Source organism: Lysinibacillus sp. S1 (assembly GCF_044986265.1).
GTDB lineage: Bacteria > Bacillota > Bacilli > Bacillales_A > Planococcaceae > Lysinibacillus > Lysinibacillus capsici.
Genome location: NZ_CP173154.1, coordinates 152,855 through 168,499 on the forward strand (window position 1 = coordinate 152,855; position 15,645 = coordinate 168,499).

The 15,645-nt window shown below is 35.4% G+C and carries 16 protein-coding genes; 10 read left to right on the top strand and 6 right to left on the bottom strand.

All coding sequences use genetic code 11. The annotated features are described in order from the left end of the window. Position 1: 1 nt before the first annotated feature. The 3 genes from ACHZEU_RS00790 to ACHZEU_RS00800 form a co-directional block, all read right to left on the bottom strand. The gene (locus ACHZEU_RS00790; protein WP_259950421.1) at positions 2-1,126 is read right to left on the bottom strand and encodes a site-specific integrase; all 1,125 of its coding nucleotides are present in this window, start codon (positions 1,124-1,126) and stop codon (positions 2-4) included. A 287-nt stretch (positions 1,127-1,413) separates the two neighbouring features. After that, on the bottom strand, positions 1,414-1,803 hold the full coding sequence (locus tag ACHZEU_RS00795; protein ID WP_048392570.1) for a hypothetical protein: 390 nt from the start codon (positions 1,801-1,803) through the stop codon (positions 1,414-1,416). A 285-nt stretch (positions 1,804-2,088) separates the two neighbouring features. Continuing rightward, positions 2,089-2,427 carry a hypothetical protein gene (locus tag ACHZEU_RS00800; RefSeq protein WP_048392571.1) on the bottom strand — a complete coding sequence of 113 codons (339 nt, stop codon included), beginning with the start codon at positions 2,425-2,427 and terminating at the stop codon, positions 2,089-2,091. A 377-nt stretch (positions 2,428-2,804) separates the two neighbouring features. On the opposite strand from ACHZEU_RS00800, the gene ACHZEU_RS00805 reads away from it, so the two are divergent. Continuing rightward, positions 2,805-2,933 carry a hypothetical protein gene (locus tag ACHZEU_RS00805; protein WP_279495212.1) on the top strand — a complete coding sequence of 43 codons (129 nt, stop codon included), beginning with the start codon at positions 2,805-2,807 and terminating at the stop codon, positions 2,931-2,933. Positions 2,934-3,342: 409 nt separating this feature from the next. On the opposite strand, the gene ACHZEU_RS00810 is transcribed toward ACHZEU_RS00805, so the two are convergent. Beyond that, positions 3,343-4,575, bottom strand: a complete 1,233-nt coding sequence (locus ACHZEU_RS00810) for an MFS transporter (protein ID WP_279495210.1) — start codon at positions 4,573-4,575, stop codon at positions 3,343-3,345. A 73-nt stretch (positions 4,576-4,648) separates the two neighbouring features. Next, positions 4,649-5,278: a LysE family translocator gene (locus ACHZEU_RS00815; RefSeq protein ID WP_048392575.1), complete on the bottom strand. Its 630-nt coding sequence runs from the start codon at positions 5,276-5,278 to the stop codon at positions 4,649-4,651. Between the two features lie 235 nt (positions 5,279-5,513). Between ACHZEU_RS00815 and ACHZEU_RS00820 the strand changes: the two genes are divergently transcribed. From ACHZEU_RS00820 to ACHZEU_RS00830, 3 genes are all read left to right on the top strand, one after another. Continuing rightward, positions 5,514-6,194 (top strand): TraR/DksA C4-type zinc finger protein, encoded by a 681-nt coding sequence (locus tag ACHZEU_RS00820; protein WP_103119087.1) that lies wholly within the window; start codon positions 5,514-5,516, stop codon positions 6,192-6,194. A gap of 641 nt (positions 6,195-6,835) precedes the next feature. Further along, a complete protein-coding gene (locus tag ACHZEU_RS00825) occupies positions 6,836-8,194 on the top strand; it encodes an aspartate aminotransferase family protein (RefSeq protein ID WP_054550361.1) in 1,359 nt (452 codons plus the stop codon). Positions 8,195-8,404: 210 nt separating this feature from the next. Continuing rightward, positions 8,405-8,593 carry a hypothetical protein gene (locus ACHZEU_RS00830; RefSeq protein ID WP_054550360.1) on the top strand — a complete coding sequence of 63 codons (189 nt, stop codon included), beginning with the start codon at positions 8,405-8,407 and terminating at the stop codon, positions 8,591-8,593. A gap of 516 nt (positions 8,594-9,109) precedes the next feature. On the opposite strand, the gene catA is transcribed toward ACHZEU_RS00830, so the two are convergent. Beyond that, positions 9,110-9,760 carry a type A chloramphenicol O-acetyltransferase gene (gene catA / locus ACHZEU_RS00835; protein WP_054550359.1) on the bottom strand — a complete coding sequence of 217 codons (651 nt, stop codon included), beginning with the start codon at positions 9,758-9,760 and terminating at the stop codon, positions 9,110-9,112. A 472-nt stretch (positions 9,761-10,232) separates the two neighbouring features. Between catA and ACHZEU_RS00840 the strand changes: the two genes are divergently transcribed. The 6 genes from ACHZEU_RS00840 (at position 10,233) to ACHZEU_RS00865 (ending at position 15,239) form a co-directional block, all read left to right on the top strand. Then, complete coding sequence (locus ACHZEU_RS00840) at positions 10,233-10,418, top strand: hypothetical protein (RefSeq protein WP_404803904.1); 186 nt, start codon at positions 10,233-10,235, stop codon at positions 10,416-10,418. Positions 10,419-10,590: 172 nt separating this feature from the next. Then, positions 10,591-11,094, top strand: coding sequence for a hypothetical protein (locus tag ACHZEU_RS00845; RefSeq protein ID WP_053075697.1), 504 nt, complete (start codon positions 10,591-10,593; stop codon positions 11,092-11,094). 721 nt (positions 11,095-11,815) lie between these two features. Continuing rightward, on the top strand, positions 11,816-12,241 hold the full coding sequence (locus tag ACHZEU_RS00850) for a thioesterase family protein (RefSeq protein ID WP_004225136.1): 426 nt from the start codon (positions 11,816-11,818) through the stop codon (positions 12,239-12,241). A gap of 11 nt (positions 12,242-12,252) precedes the next feature. Continuing rightward, on the top strand, positions 12,253-12,627 hold the full coding sequence (locus ACHZEU_RS00855; RefSeq protein WP_048392583.1) for a DUF423 domain-containing protein: 375 nt from the start codon (positions 12,253-12,255) through the stop codon (positions 12,625-12,627). 162 nt (positions 12,628-12,789) lie between these two features. Then, positions 12,790-14,121 carry an SPFH domain-containing protein gene (locus tag ACHZEU_RS00860; protein ID WP_404803905.1) on the top strand — a complete coding sequence of 444 codons (1,332 nt, stop codon included), beginning with the start codon at positions 12,790-12,792 and terminating at the stop codon, positions 14,119-14,121. Positions 14,122-14,135: 14 nt separating this feature from the next. Continuing rightward, positions 14,136-15,239, top strand: coding sequence for a hypothetical protein (locus tag ACHZEU_RS00865; RefSeq protein WP_404803906.1), 1,104 nt, complete (start codon positions 14,136-14,138; stop codon positions 15,237-15,239). The last annotated feature ends 406 nt before the right edge of the window (positions 15,240-15,645 follow it).

Sequence of the window (15,645 nt, forward strand, 5' to 3'; positions counted from 1 at the left end):
TTTAGTCATTTTTCTTTAGGTTAAATGCAGATTGTGCCTTATTCCAATCTTCTCGAATATCTTCGTCAGAAGGATGTAAATATAAGTTCATTGTTGTTTGGATATGAGCGTGTCCTAATCGTTCTTGCACTTGTTTGATATCCTTTGTTTGCTGATAGTAAATTGTAGCGTGTGTATGCCGAAATAGGTGAGGGTGTAGCTTTTTTATTCCTGTTTTCTTTTTTAAACGCTTAAATAGAGATTCTACATCCAAATAATCCATTGGTTTCCCGACATTTCCACCTCGTATTTTCACAAAAACAAAGTTTGAATCTAAATCTAATTCATCCAACACTTCGTACAAATAATCATCGTATAAATCCATTAAGGATTGTGACACGTATATCTCTCTTTCTCCGGTTTTTAACTTAGCGCCATTCTCCAATTCCCCTCGCTCAACAAGGCGAATTCGATGTCCTTTTTGAAAGTCAAATTTAAAATCCTCCATAAAGAGACCTATAGCTTCACCAATACGAAATCCCGTTTCATATAACAATTGAATCAGGAACTTATCTCGGATATTCGTAGTTGCTTGCAATACTTGTTGTACTTGTTCCTTCGTTAGTGTATTTACTTTTTTACGTGGTTCATTTAATTTAAGTACGTTTCTTGCGGAGGGCTTATCTTTAGTAATATGGTGTAAGAAGCTTTTGTAACGTGTGTTACCTCCAGTGAACACTTGTTTCATTAACTTTTCCATCATGTCATTTTGTACTTCTTCATTTCGAAATAAATAGTCATAAAAGTTTGCTATAACTGTGATGGTATGGTTAACAGTTGTTTCTGCTCGTATTGCTATTTCTTGTTTAATCGGAGCGACTTTGGAATTTCCGTAAGGACTTCTTAACCACCCCACAAAGTCCACCAAATCCTCTAATCGAATATGTTTATAATCTTTGTTCACTTCTTTCAAATAGGTAAAAAAATGCTTTAAGGAATAACAATACGATTTCTGCGTATTAGAGCTTTTCCCCGTCTTATCTAAATACTTTATGTATTTCATGGCTACTAGTACGGGAATTCCTTCTTGGTCGAGTAATATATATCGCTTAATGTTATTTTCTAAAATAACCTCCTGAACTCTCATAGCACTTCCCCCTAAAAAGTAATAGTAACGCTCATTTTCTAACAGATTATATTTCGATATGGAATATAATAACCACAAAAACAAATGTATGTTCACTTATATTATATACATATTAGACTAATATTTTTAAATCGAGTTAATAAATCTAATATGTATTGAAAAAGAGGATATATGCTCATATATTGAACATATTATCCTCTTATTAGTTTAGTCTATTTAATGAATAAAATGTTCAGCAAGGAAGAGGATTCTTGCTGAACATTACTATAAATATAATAATTTTTTTATTAATTAATAAAATTTTGAGGAATACATTCACGAACACCAGAATTTCTCAATGAGTTAAATAAAGCTGCACTGATTCTTAAAATAACAAAGTTATCAGTGCCATTTTCTAATTCATAGATCACAAAGTATGAATTATCGACTGTAAAAATACATTTTCGTTCTAATTCAAATCCAGGTGGTACAGGAGGAAGATTAAAACGTGGTACAACTAGAGGTGTATCTCCTTCATCTCTGATAAAATCGAAAGTTTGTTGGTCAATCTCATAGATATTAACTGGATCAATCTCCACACCTTTTTCTGGAATTGTAATTTCATCTTCAACTAATACGAAAAAGCGTTCGTTTCGAAAATTGAAAAGACCTCTCGCCCCTATTTCAAATGATGCCATTTTATATTCACCTCCTATTCTCTAAATATCTTATTCATATCAAATACAGTTGTTTGGACATTAAGGAGGGGGAGTGAAGAATAGTTTCTGGTCTGAAGTCATTAGAAGCTAATAGTAGGGTGAGATAGATTTACAATTTCGGATATGAATGGGGATTAGCTGGACAATTTGAAGTTCATGTCAGAAAGAAAATGTGCTGTAAGGAGTGATAAGCTGGAGGTAAATGAATGAATATGGAAAGCCCTATACACTGGTATAGGGCTTTTATAATCTTAACATTAAATTCTAAAGAATCTGTGTTAATTCTGAGTTCACAAACCGTTGGGCAGCAATAATTACACCTGAAGCTGTTCGTCCATAAACACTATATATTCCACCATTTTGATTTGGAATAATTTCAACTTCATATTGAGCTCCAACTACACCAGGCGTTACAAAGGTAGAACCATTCGCAATAGCGGCAAAAGGAGTTGTTGATAATAATTGTCTTGACCCATCTAGTCGAAAAACTCTTACTACGCCAGTTAATAAACCTCCCGTAAGGTTAAGAATTTTGACACGAACACTAGCTGCATTAGCTGGTTGATTTCCTGTATTTTCAATTGGGCCAGTAGTTAAACTCATTTATTTCACCTCCAAATAAACAAAATTTGTATAATCTGCAGATTATATTTTCATAGTATGAAGTATTCTGTATACTCTCTAGTCTTATTAATCATATCTATAAATTTAAGAAAAGTGTGGATTGGTTTAGTAAGTAATGCGAAGTATGTAAGTGAAGGTTAACCTATATCTCATGACATAGCACCTTAGTAGAACATTGAATAGTGGAGCTATTGAACAATCTGAGGAAAGAAACTAGTGAACTAGTGTCACTGGATTGGTAGTGACTCTAACATGAGAGAGGCCGTGACGGTCAACTAGCACCACAAACGAATAAGGGTGTGAGATACACTCAATTATTAATTTGCAATTAAAGATACATAAAAAAGCCGTAGTGTTTGCAGACGCTACAGCTCGAATTGGTTGATGCCTTTAAAGTCAATCTAGTAAACGTAGTATATCGTAACTTAGGAGGACGAAACTATGTAACAGGGCAAACAACAGTTACAGTTACTAAAGATGGCTGAAACAATCGAGGAAGCAAGGTAGCCAATAACGAAAGCTGATAACAATAGCTAAATTGGAGTGATTGAATCAACATTACCAAAGGCATGTGGGCACAACCGTTGTATACAGGAATTACAATGTCGTATATATTCATTAAATTATCGAATTAAGGAAAAGGTGCAAAAGCAAATTTCGATAGTGCATGGGGATTGAGAGGTTGAAGTACTTCAGAGATTGCTTGATGGGATAGCATACGCGCTATTGGAAGCTCATGAAATTATCCAGTACGACAACAAATGATGAAGTAGCCGAGAGACTACTTCTTATAAGTTATTTCTAAAAGTATTTTTAAGCGGAATTATTTTAGTATGAGATCTGGATAAACAATGTGCTTTCAAATAAGGTCATTCAGTCTAAAGCTCTTTATTTTTATGCCATTTCATTGTTTTTTTCAATATCCTCTACTTTGATAAACTTTAAGACAACAAACAGGAGAATAAATCCTAATACACCTGCCGTAATATAGCTGGCATTGAGATAATTTTTCATGACGAGAGACATAATAGGAGGGCCTGCTGCAACGCCTATAAATCGTGCTGAGCTGTAAAAAGAGGATACGGTTCCTCTTAACTCTTTTCTAATATTGTCAGTAATAATTGTGTCAAGTGCGGGCAATAGTGCACCAATAGCAATCCCCACTATACTCGTAACTACTAATAAAAGAATCAGTTTTTTACTTGTAAACCCAACAAAGACAATACTGACAGACATTGCAATCAAGGAGGCAATGATTATTTTTTTAATCCTTCCTATGTTTCCTTTAATTTTTCGACCAGATATAAATGAAGCTATACAAAGTAATAAAAGTGGGATGGCCAGGACAAACCCTTTTTTAATCCCTTTTATATCATGAACTTTTTCCAGATTTTCTGACAAGAAAAATAGCATACTAAATAATATGAGCATCACAAGGACCCCGTTAAGGAATACGGTATATAACCATTTACCTTCCTCCTTGAAAACTTTTTTTGTATTCCGTAAAAACTCTTTGAGCTTCAATGGTTCATCATCATCTTTAGGAGCTTTAACGAAGAAAAAAATAAGTACAATCGAAATCAAACTAAGCGCTGAAATGGAAAAGAAGGGAAGGAACCATAAAAACGCAGCAAATATTGATCCTAAAATGGGACTTAACACTTTCCCAAACGTATTAGACGTTTCAATTATCCCTAATGTAGAACTTATTTTTTCGTCATCATCCTGGTAAAGGTCACCTACAAGAGGCAATACGATTGGCATTGCACCAGCGGCCCCAATTCCCTGAATAATTCTTCCAGCGATAATCATTGCGTAGGGGTCATCCATTTTCCATGAAGCAAATCCAGCAATCAGACCACCGATTAAAGCTAATATTAAGCTTGGTAATATGACCATTCTTCTGCCGAAGCGGTCCGATAAATAGCCAGCTACGGGGATCAGAAAAATAGCTGCGACTGAATAGCTTGTTATGATCATGCTCGACTGAAATGATGTGATCCCGACCTTATCCTCCAGTATAGGGAGCACGGGAATAAGCATTGAATTTCCAAGTGTCATGATGAGCGGAATAGAAGTCAAACTTACAATACACCAGACACTTACATTAACCTTCTCTTGGTCCATTACCACACCTCGACTAATATTCTTTTAAAGGTATGGTTTCCTTTCGTGTTTATTTTATGCGCTGTCGGTGAGTTTATTGGAATAACACTTGGTAAGCCTGCATCCCAAAGTAGATCCCGAAGCCAATCATTAATAAGGCTGAGATAAAAGAGACCGTTTTCAAAAGCTGTATAGATAATAATTTTCGAGCGACACTGGATAAAAAGGCATAAATAAAATCTACAAAAATAATGCCCATTAAAATGGCAATACTCACCAAAATGATTTCATACCCTGTTGAGATACCAGCCGTTTTTGCGAGTATGGAGCCGTATATTCCCAGCCAGAAAAGGATGGTTAGCGGATTCAAAAAAGACATGAAAAATCCAGTCATGAGGGATTGTCTCAGTCGTGTCCTTTTCCCTGTTTTCGAATCCATCTCAATTTTATGTAGCGACAGTAAATTTTCGATACCGGTGTACAAAAGAACAAAACAGCCGAAGGACCAAAGGATTGTTTTTAACCAGATGGAATTGATAAATTGGCCAATTCCAAAATATACGATAAACATATAGATAATGTCAGTCGCTATGGCACCAAGACTAAAAAACCATGCATGAAAAAAGCCATTTTTTAAACCTGTATTCAATAGGACAGTCTTAACAGGTCCAATTGTTGCAGCCATTGATATGCCTAAAAAGATAAAAGTAAATATAGAATCCATAAAATAGCCTCCAATAATCAAATGTAATTGCATTTTATTCGAAGGCAATAACTTTTAGGACAATCTAAAAGGGCATAAAAAACATGCGGATTTAATATGTCCTTATCGCACGCTAAACTAATTATATATAGCATATTTATCAAAGAATATAGTTTCGTTTTTGTCTTTAAATTTATCCTTTAAAACAAATAATTCAATCAAATTCGTTCATAATAATGAAAAGGACGTGATGACTATTCTAAATGAGAAGAAGATATCAAAGCTAAAAAATATGTTAATTGAGCAAAAACACTCGCTCCAACGAAGAATGGATACAGATGATGAATATTTAGAACGAGGTAGTTTACGGGATTCTGTTGATGAGTTGTCCACAATCGATAATCATCCAGCAGATCTGGGTACCGAATTATACGAGCGTGAAAAAGATATGGCGTTAAAAGTCCATGACAATGATGAGTTAGCAAAAGTAAATACGGCCTTACAAAAGATTGAGGATGGTACCTATGGCGTATGTGAAGTTTGTCAACAAGATATCCCATATGATCGATTGGTGGCACTGCCTTATACCTCTTTTTGTATTGAACATACTGCAAAAGACGTTCCAACAGATCGACCGGTTGAAGAGCAAGTGATGCTTCCTCCAGTTGACAATTCTTTTGCTGGCCGTGATGACAAGGATGATATTCATGATTATGAAGATATGTTTCAAGTTGTAGCAAAATATGGAACTTCTGAAACACCTTCCGATTTTGAAGGAGATTTTGAAGATTATGATGAATTATATGAAGATCCTGAAGAAATTGCCGTTAATGACGAATGGGATTCATACCATATCTCTGAAACAGATGAATTAACACGTCAAGTTTCCATTCAGGAAGTAGAACACGCGAGAAAGTTTGATTATTTAGAGGATTAAATGTGGGATTCAAAAAGATAGGCGCAATTGTTATAAATGAATGCTTTAATAAAATGTTTTGAACAAATGCAAAACTTGCAGCATGTTTTGTAATAAGAAAAATAGGATGTAAACTCGGAGGTAGGTCATGTGGTATTTTCAATAACCTCAATATTAGGGAAAGACAGACCAACGATCGACCTGCACTCCATAATTCTGTTTGGAGTATGGCATATAACGTGGTGTCGCTCTATCACGAGTTACAAGTGAGCTCTTGCCAAGAGGATTACTATAATATTTAAGCTTTCATCTTATGATGGAGGCTTTTTCTTTTGCTTTGAAAACTGCGTCATACAGCCAAAACACTTCGAGTCGAGAGGTCAGTGTTTGGTGTGGTTTTGAGAGCAAATTATTACCAATGCTTAAAGTTGAAGCTAGTGCTCAGGGAACTTTACTTTCTTATTTGGAAATTCGACCAAATTTTCCCCCCCTTTGATTCAACGGTGTTCTTTGAGCATAGATTATTATTATTGATTCACAACAACTACGTCTAAATGTTATTAGGTGAAAAGATTTACAAGATATTAATATCTAATTAAAAAACAAATGTTATTTTGTTTAAGTAAAAAAATTAATTACCTATAATGAGAGGAGAAGAAATAATGGAAAAAAACATTGAAGTTTTAAGAACAGAAGGGGACATTAATTTAACAAAAACTCGTACTTTATGGCAAGGAAAACACTTGAGCAAAGAATCATTTGAGCTTTTAAACGATGATTCCAAGTATTATTTACATCAATCTCTTTCTACTCCTTGTTTAAATATTATTGAAAAAAGCTATGGAATTTACATAGAGGATATAGATGGAAGAAAGTATATGGATTTTCATGGAAATAATGTTCATCAAATAGGTTATGGTAATGAATATGTTATTCAAGCAGTAAAAGAGCAGTTAGATATCCTTCCATTCTCACCAAGACGTTATACAAATAAAGTTGCGATCCAGCTAGCAAAAAAATTAGTTGATATTGCACCAGAAAGTTTAAATAAAGTACTGTTGACTCCTGGGGGAACTTCAGCTGTTGGAATGGCTTTAAAACTTGTTAGAAAGGTAACAGGCAAATTTAAAACTATTTCTATGTGGGATTCATTTCACGGTGCTTCTTTAGACGCTATTTCAGTTGGAGGAGAAGCACTTTTCCGTAACGGTATGGGTCCTTTAATGCCAGGGAGTCTGCATATAGCTCCTTACAATTCATATCGTGGTTTGTTTGATGATGACAATGGTAGATTTAAATCTCTTGACTATCTTGAGTATATACTTGAAAGAGAAAATGAAATCGGTGCAATTATTTTAGAGCCTGTTCGTTGTACAGACGTGCATATCCCACCAAAAGAGTACTATCAACGTTTACGTAATATTTGTGATAGGAACAATATATTATTGATTTTTGATGAAATTCCAACAGCTTTAGGGCGAACAGGTAAAATGTTCACTTTTGAAAACTTTGGAGTTATTCCAGATATTGTATTATTGGGAAAAGGATTGGGTGGAGGCGTTTTTCCAATGGCAGCGATGCTGGTAAAAGGAGAACTTGATGTTGCCCAAGATATTGCACTTGGTCATTACACTCATGAAAAAAGTTCATTAGGTTGTGCAGCAGCATTGGCTACTCTTAATTATATCGAGGAGTTTAAATTAATTGATAAGGCTAATCAATTAGGAAATTATATGAGGATACGTCTTGAAAAGATGCAAGAACAGTATGAAATTATAGGTGATGTTCGAGGAATCGGTCTTTTATACGGAGTAGAATTAGTATTAAACCGAAATTCGAAAGAAAAAGCTATATCTGAAGCAGAGCAAGTAATGTATAAATGTATGGAAAAGGGATTAAGCTTTAAAGTATCCCAAGGAAATGTGCTTACTCTCACTCCACCACTTATCATTAAGGAACATGAATTAGAACTGGCTATGGATATTTTAGAACAATCTATCCAGGAGATTTTAGGACAGTAATATAGATTTATGAAGAATTTATACAATTTACTAGATTGAAGCAACTAAACATCTCATATGAGGTGTTTTTATTATATAAAGAAACTTGATGTAAACATTCCAAAACAAACAAATGACGATGGAGGTGGGGGTGTTCAAGGCTGTTCTTGCGATTATAAGTGAAAATAGTGTATTATAGCTTTCATGTTGTAAATAAAAAGGACGGATGTAATGAAATATAATAAGACAGTTATGCTAAAGCTTATAAATGAACATCGAACATTGCATGATGAATTAAAAAAGCTAAAATCTGAAATGGGTTTAGAGAAAAATTTCGCAGTAAAGGCATTGTATCATTCATTTGTTGCAGAAGATGGTCCTTATATGAAAGAATATCAGGATTTAGAGCGATTACAATAAATGTAGTGCCACTAACAAAATTGTTGGCAAGATAAGTAATAATTTTTAGTCCGAGAATTTAATACTAAGTTTGTGATTGAGCCATTCATTTTGAGTGGCTTTTTATTCTGTTTTTTTACTGGCAGACGCTATAAAGAACGATAGGAAATACACGTTTGAACAGTTTAGGGATTCTTACAGATCACTAAATTGGGCAAGCAGGAAAATACAAAAGAATAAATACTTGAAATGTATGAAAATGAAAAGGGTAACCGCCTGAAAGTTGAAAGGGAATTGGAAAACCTTAAAACAATGATTGGCTATGCGAAAACGCAGATGCAAGGAGCATTGAACTCAATTGGTTAATCGATTACTAGAAAGATATTGTTCAGTAACTTGAGTGGATATAGAAGGAAAGCAGAAAGACAATAATCAGATACAAGGAACACAAAATAAGGCACATAATACTACCCTGTTTTCCTACAGGTTAGTAAAAAACACCAACTAAAAGAGATTAGTCAGTGTTTCGTGTTTTCTTTATATAAGAAACTCTAGTTTATTTTCTACAAGAGTCTGAAATCTATCCATAAATAGAGCTGCATGGTAACCATCGCAGACAGAATGATGAACCTGCAAGGATAAAGGTAAATAAATATTACTAGTTTTATTGATAAACCTACCTGCAGTGATTATCGGCAAACAATAATTTGGGCTATTATTCACGTTTAAGTTAAAACCAGTAAAAGAAGTCCATGGAATCATAGAAATATTGACGACATTTTCAGGTATCGGTGTTTTAGGAAACAGTTTTCCTGTACCATTGTACTTCTCTGTATCGGAAATATAGTTCTCATAAAACTTTTTAAAACCTTCATCTGTATTTGTATAAATGGCTGAAAATAACTCTGATGTCTTATCAAAGATAGTATACATTGGGACTACCTTATCCCAGTAGCCAAACTCTCCAGCAGAATTAAAGTTCATTCTAAAATGTTTATTTGAATTTGCCACGTGAGTAATTAAAAAGATGAATACAGGATAGAATTTATATCCCTTATCTTTTGTAATTTTATAAAGTTCAGTAATATCAATATTTCTGGTGATGCTAAAGCTCGTTTGTTGATTTAAGAAATGATTGAAAATTTCTTTTCGTTCCCAATTATTAATATCAATTTTATTGAATTTCATCTTATAAAGCCTCCTAAAATTTAAAATCTAGATAATTTTAGGAAGCTAATTTGACTGCTTTTTTCATAAGATCATTCCTTTAATTTTATATAAGTTAATCTTAACATATTATTACGGTTTCGATTATTAATTTAGATTAGCATAGCGAGCTTAAACTGCTAATCAAAAAACTACTGCACAATATGAGAAATCGTCTTCAGGAAGGGCATCTTTGAAAAATTCTAATATTTCTTCGCCGAAAAACACAATAGATAATAGTATTAGTACAATTAAAACGGCTCACTAAAGTCTGGATGTCATCACTTGATACAAGGGTTCGTAAGTCACATAGAAAGCTAGATGGCTACTAACATTATGGTAAAGGAAACAAACACCAAGGTATGGGGCATTGMATCGATGGATAGTCAGTGTCGATGGCACAAAATATATATGGAATGGCAAGTTACCAGAGTATCGATGAGGCAGAGACTACATGGACGATACCTACCAAAAGCAATTGGCTGTTCGTATTGATGCTTATATGTCTGATTTAGGGTTAACTTACAAACAAGCTTTTAATAAGGCGTACAAAGAGGTGAAGCCTCCACGTGTTGTAGTACCATTCGTAAGTTACGAGGAATGGAGTCAACAATTTAGGATAGGAAGTAGTTATTCCTAGGAATAAGTTTTTAGATATTTATGTTAAAAACGATATTGAAAATTAACGCTTAAAATCGTAAAGACATGTTGGAAATGGTACGCTTGACATAACAGAAATATAGTAACTATTTCGTACCGTATTGTTAAAAAACAAAATGTAACTTCGTAGCTTAGGAATGGATGTGTGAAATATGGACAAAAGAAATTCAATAATGGAAATATATTTTAATACAAAGGATATAGCTAAACGTAATGTATTATTAAAACAAATAGTATTTGACTTGCCTGAGAACGGAAAGGACTTTTTTCTCAAAGTATATAAAAAAGAGAGATATTTGGATATGCGGCTAACTGCGATTAGAGGATATGCTGCCTATGCAAGCGAAGAAGAAGTTGCGATTTTAATGAAAAAGATGTTGGAAATCTTAAAAAGGCAACCAGAAAGTACACCATATAATTATCAGGAATACGAAATCTTGCGTTCATCTTTTCTAATACCTTATTTATTGGAAAAATATCAATATGACTGTTTCAAAAAATTTAATGAACAGTTAAAAAAACAGTACGACGTTATGCCTGAAGTTTTCAAAGGAATTTTTACATGTGACGATAAAGGGGAACATATTCAACTAATTTCCCCAGCAGTAGTACGGAAAAAGATTGAAGATTTCATGCAAAGTGAAGGATGTATCTAATGGATTGTGCACCCAAATGATATATTGGAGATTTATGGATTTTTTTCTATGTTAGTCTAATAACTATTGTAATTATATCATCTCGCATTGCACATTCAACCTTTGCAAAGAAGGAAGATTGGGTAGGAAAGCTGTTAACAAGTGTGTTTGCTAATATAGGTATGTTTACTTTTGTCATGGGTCTATTTAGAAGGATGGAAAAGTGCGAGTGAATTGCTGTCATATGGAAATGTAGTAATTGCTATAGGTTCTTTCGCAATGATGTTTTTTATTGCCTTTTTTACAATTTTTGGATAGTCAATAAAATAATAAATGAATAAAAGACAACTCTGTGTGTGAACTGCCCCGTAAAGTTAGATTGATGTTTAATTATTACGGGGCAGTTCTAATAAAGTGGTGAGTGGTTTTTCTCAATCATATTTATCGAAAACTTATAAACTAAAACTTTTTTTGCTTCGAATTCCATTGTTAAAAAAAATTACATTTTTGATTTCCAGTACCTGCCCAGTATCTTTTATTTTTAAATTTTTGTATCCCAGTGTACCCCAAATAAATGGGGCACAACGGGTAAAAACGGAAACCAACATTTTTTACTAAATATTTTTCTGAATCTAATTTCAAATTTTTTCAAATTACAATTTATTAACTTTTTATAATCAGTAGAGCAAAAACCCCACCAAATCAACACTTTTGCGCTATAATGTAGGACGAGGTGAAGAAAATGTTTGTGAGTGAGAAACAGATTGAAATACGGTACGCAGAGACAGACCAGATGGGCGTGGTGTACCATGCGAACTATATTATTTGGATGGAAATTGGGCGTACCCAGCTTGTAAGTGATGCAGGCTTTGAGTATGCTGCCTTAGAAAAAGATGGCTATGTATCGCCAGTGATGGATTTATCGATTTCGTATAAAGCAGCCATGCATTATGGACAAGTGGCGACGGTGCGCACTTGGGTAGAAAAGCATGATCGTTTACGAACGACGTATGGCTATGAAATTTTACATGAGGATGGCACGGTAGCAGCCACAGCTCAATCCGTACATATTCTTGCGCATAAGGATACATTGCGACCGGTATCATTAAGTAAGATTGACCCAGCTTGGGATGCCAAATATAAAGAAATTGCCGTCGAGGCAAAATAGGAGAACAATAGATGGAAATGTTTATAGCTTTAGGCGCTATTTTGGCAGCTCTTGGTGTTGTTTTAGGTGCTTTTGGTGCACATGCACTCAAGGATAAGTTTGCCTCACCGCACTATGCAGCCATTTGGGAAACGGCTGTGCAATATCAGATGTATCATGCTTTAGGGATTCTAGCCCTTGGAATACTATCCAATGAGGCATTTTTAGGAAGCTCTAGTTTGCTTTCTTGGGCAGGTTACTTAATGTTTACAGGGATTGTATTCTTCTCTGGTAGTCTATATGTGCTAGCTGTGACAGGTGTGAAAAAGCTAGGTGCGATTACGCCAATTGGTGGCATGTTATTTATTATTGCGTGGGTGCTTGTTATAATAGCTGCCTTATCCTAATACAGAAAAAGTAACGAGAACGTTTTGATGATTTATATCATTGGCGCTTCTCGTTTTTTTGTTGATAGGAAGAAAATGAAACAATTTGTCTGATTTTGCGTATTACATAGTATGAAGAGATGTTAAAATAAGCTAAACATCAATGTGAAGGTGGGAATATTTATGGGTTTATTGAAAGCAGGCGTAGGGGCATTAACAGGTGTTTTAGAGGATCAATGGCGTGAATATTTTTATTGTGAGGCATTATCCTCAGATGTTCTAGTAACTAAGGGTATTAAACGCACTTCTAAACGAGGTTCAAATAAAGGAAATGACAACATTATTAGCAATGGCTCGATTATTGCCATCAATGAAGGGCAATGTATGATGATTGTTGAACAGGGGAAGGTTGTAGAGTTTTCTTCAGAAGCTGGGGAATATGTCTATGATACATCTACAGAGCCTTCGATTATGTATGGCTCAGATTTATCTCATGGCATTATGGAAACATTTAAACAGATAGGCAAGCGTTTTACATTTGGTGGAGAACCTGCTAAAGATCAGCGAGTTTATTATTTTAATAAAAAGGAGATTGTTGGCAATAAATATGGTACTCCCGCACCAATTCCATTCCGTGTTATTGATCGTAATATCGGATTAGATATCGACATTGCCATTCGTTGTCATGGTGAGTATTCTTATAGAATCATTGATCCATTATTATTCTATACAAATGTATGTGGAAATGTAGAGCGTGAATATACGCGAGAGGCCATTGATAGCCAGTTAAAATCAGAATTAATGACAGCGTTACAGCCAGCCTTTGCACAAATTTCAGCAAGTGGCGTTCGTTATAGTGAAATACCTGCGCATACGGTTGCGTTAGCAGACGCACTCAATAAGGTATTATCAGAAAAGTGGCTTGCTACACGTGGTTTAGCTGTTGTGTCATTTGGGATTAGTAMCCTAAAGGVKTMTGAGGAAGACGAAGCMATGATAAAASAACTACAACGCAATGCGGTTATGCGTGATCCAGGTATGGCTGCTGCCCATTTAACAGGCGCTCAGGCAGAAGCGATGATTGCAGCTGCTAACAATGATGGTGGCGCTATGGCAGGCTTTATGGGGATGAATATGGCTGCACAAGCAGGTGGGGTCAATGCTGGTCAGCTTTATCAAATGAATGAGCAAAATAAGCAAGCGCAAATGGCTCAGGCTGCCATGCAAAATCAATCAGCCAAAGCATCTGGTACATGGACATGTGCATGTGGTCATGACAACACAGGGAAATTCTGTTCAAATTGCGGCGCAGCAAAACCAGCGGAAGAGGGCTGGACATGTACATGTGGAGCGGTGAATAAAGGAAAGTTTTGTAGCGAGTGTGGCTCTAAAAAACCAGCTGGTGCTTTACTCTATGCATGCGATAAATGTGGGTGGGCACCAGAGGACCCTGCCAATCCGCCTAAATTCTGTCCAGAATGCGGCGATGTTTTTGATGAAAAGGATGTCAAGTAAGGAGATGATGACCTATGTCAACGCAAGAAGTTGAACATGTCAAACAAGTAAAGCTTGACTTKGATGCGGAATGTCCATCCTGTAGTGMATCAATTGAGTTTAATCCTGCTACAGGTAAGCTGACTTGTCCGTATTGTGGATTTGAATCTGAAATTGCAACCCCTGAGCAAGAAGAGGAAAAGGTTGCACAGGAAATGGACTTCTTAAAAGCAGAGGAACGTGGGAATTTCAATTGGGGCGTGGAGAAGAAAACAGTTATTTGTAAAGCTTGCGCGGCCGAGACAATTTATGATGCTCTGCAGGTCGCTGACAGTTGTCCTTACTGCGGCTCAAATCAGGTCATGGAAGCGAGCGCTGAAAATACGCTTGCTCCCAATGGCGTATGTGCTTTTGAAGTAACGGATAAGCAGGCAGGAGAACATTTTCAGAAATGGATCAAAGGTCGATGGTTTACACCAAAGGCTGCCAAAATAAGTGCAAAGCMTGATGCCTTTAAAGGGGTATACCTCCCGTATTGGACGTTTGATTCAAAAACAAGCTCCAGATACTCCGCAAGATATGGACGACATCGAACGGTTACGGATAAAGATGGTAAAACGCATACTGAAACGGATTGGTATTCAACAAGWGGGTTTTATCAGGAATTTATAGACGATCATTTAGTGAGTGCCACAACACGCTATGATCGAGATATGATGCGAAAAATTGAACNATTTAATCTTCTTAATAATAAGGCCTATAAACCTCAATATGTAGCTGGATTTTTATCAGAGCGTTACAGTGTTGGTTTGMAGGATGRCTGGAGCCAAGCAAAAAGTGAAATCCATGATCACCTCCATGCGCAGATTACATCCAAMATCCGTTGGGAAAATAGGGCGGATGTAGTATCCAATCTACGCTTTTCCACAAACCATGATGATATTACATACAAATATTTAATGTTACCGATTTGGTTATCTTCTTTCCGCTATAAGGAGAAGATTTACCGCTTTATGGTGAATGGACAAACGGGTCGAGTTGGTGGTAATGCCCCTATTTCACCGCTTCGGGTGACAATTGCAGTTATTTTATCATTAGCAGTAATCGCTCTGATTTGGTATTTCTTTATGTCTGAATAATAATAAACAGTATGCCAGTAGGAGCCTCTTATTGTCCTTTTGGGATACTGTTTTTTTCATAAAATTGTCCTTAAATACTGGGTAAATGACTGAATTAATTGACTGGTATAGGATAATCATCATCCATTATCACGGCTGTCATTGCGTCAAGTTGCATAGATTAAAGGGAGAGTAAAATATCAGAACAGCCTTGGTTGGACAAAAGCATAACGTTGCAAGATGGTGTAACAAGCAACCTACTATGTAGGAAAGTCGTTAGAAATAATGCAATTATGGTGGTTAAAAATTAGGACGGATTTCCATTAATGATGAGAAGTGAAGTTGCGATTTTACTTTAAACAACTTATTATACAGTCAGAGAGCATTTTTTAAGCTAGTCATGATAAATGTAATGTTATTTTTGAAT